The sequence below is a fragment of the Micrococcus sp. HMSC31B01 genome, from assembly GCF_001816085.1.
Classification (GTDB): domain Bacteria; phylum Actinomycetota; class Actinomycetes; order Actinomycetales; family Micrococcaceae; genus Micrococcus; species Micrococcus luteus.
Window position 1 is genome coordinate 1 of record NZ_KV825478.1, and the last position, 1,708, is coordinate 1,708.

Sequence of the window (1,708 nt, forward strand, 5' to 3'; positions counted from 1 at the left end):
ATCAGGCGGGCGCGGGTGACGTCGTCGGGGTGGGATGGCTGCGTCATGACCCCCAGAGTAAAGGGGAGGGGTGTCGGCCCCACCCCGCGCCTACAGTGGGGCGCAGTACACGAGGAGAGGGGGTGCGCCGTGGAGGTGCTGCTCGCGCTCTCACCCATCCTGCTCACCCTCGTGCTGCTGCTCACCCGGCTGCCCGCGTGGGTGGCCCCGGCCGCCGGGACGGCCGTGGCCGTGCTGCTGGCCCTCACGGCCTTCGGCGTGGCCCCGGGCGACCTGGGCGGCGCGATCGGCGCCGGCGTGCCCACGCTGCTCGAGATCCTGGCGATCATCGCTGGCGGTATCACCCTGTCCCGCGTCATGGAGTACTCGGGCGGGCACGCGCGCCTGGCCGCGTGGCTGTCGGCGGGCAACGGCCCCACGATCGCGACCGCGCTGCTCATGGTGCACGGCGTCATCCCGTTCCTCGAGACCGTGACCGGGTTCGGCGTCTCCCTGATCGTGGGTGTGCCGCTGCTGCTGGGTCTGGGCTACACGGCGTTCCGGTCCGCGCTGATCTCCATCCTCGCGCTCACCATCGGGCCGTGGGGGTCCATGGCGCCGGGCACGCTCATGGGCGCCCGCCTGTTCGGCCTGGACTTCCGGGAGATCGGGGTCACCGCCGCGGTGTTCAACCTGCCGGCCTGCCTGGTGGCGGGCGTGGCCACGGTGCTGCTGCTGCGCGGGGCGCGCGGCATGCGAGTCGACGCCGGCCCGGCCCGGACACTGCCCTGGCTCGGCGTCGCCGTGCTCTCCGGGGTCGCCCAGTGGGCGCTGATCCTGGGGGCGAACCTCGTGGTCGGCACCGCGCCGGCGGGCGCCGTCGCCACGTTCGTGCTCACCGTGGCCTGGCTGCTCGTGATCCGCGGCGGCCGGCTGCTGCCCGGGCCGGGGCGGGACGTGGTGCCGTACCTGACGCTCATGGCCGGCACCGTGCTGGGCACCACCGTGAAGGGCGCCTTCGGGCTCGAGGGGGTGGCGGCCCTCGTGGGGACGCCGGCGCTGTGGGCGTTCGTGGCGGTGGGCGTGGGCGTGCAGCTGCTCCACCTCGACGCCGCCGCCCGCCGCCGCGTCCCCCGCGAGGCCGGGAAGCTGTGGGTGGGCACCGCCATCCCCAACGCGCTCTACGTGGCGTTCGGGCTCATCCTCTCCGCCGGCGGGGTCTCGCAGGCGCTCGCGGGCGCACTCAGCGGGATGGGGGAGTCCTACCTGGTGGCGATGCCGTTCCTCGGCGCGTTCGCCGGCTTCATCACGGCCTCGAACACCGGGGCCATGGCCCTGATCGGCCCCCTGCAGATGGACACAGGCGCCGCCCTGGGCGTCCCCCCGCCCTGGTCCAACGGCCTGCACAACGCGGCCGCGGGCTGGGGCATCGTCGCCGGGCCCGCTCGCATCCAGGTGGCCCACGGCATGGCCGCGGGGGCGCAGTCGCCGCAGATGCCCGGCTGGGCCGTGACGCGGCGGAACCTGTTCGTGGTGCTGCTGCCGGCCATGCTCGCCGGGATCCTCGGCATGGCCGTGATGGGCTGGTTCCTGCTGCCGCGGTGACGCGCGGGGGGTGGAGCGGGGCCCGGGTGGGGCGGCCCGGTTCCGTGGGCGGAAGCGGCAGGCCAGAGCGTTCCGTGGGCAGAAGTGCCCTCTCTTCTGCCCACGGAGGCGACGGGGTTGTGGG

General features: G+C 74.9%; 1 protein-coding gene. It reads left to right on the top strand.

Annotation, left to right across the window (positions count from 1 at the left end):
- The first annotated feature begins 129 nt into the window (after nt 1-129).
- Entirely contained in the window at nt 130-1,584 is a 1,455-nt protein-coding gene (locus HMPREF3105_RS12480) for an L-lactate permease (RefSeq protein WP_070709911.1), read from the top strand.
- Nucleotides 1,585-1,708 lie beyond the last annotated feature (124 nt).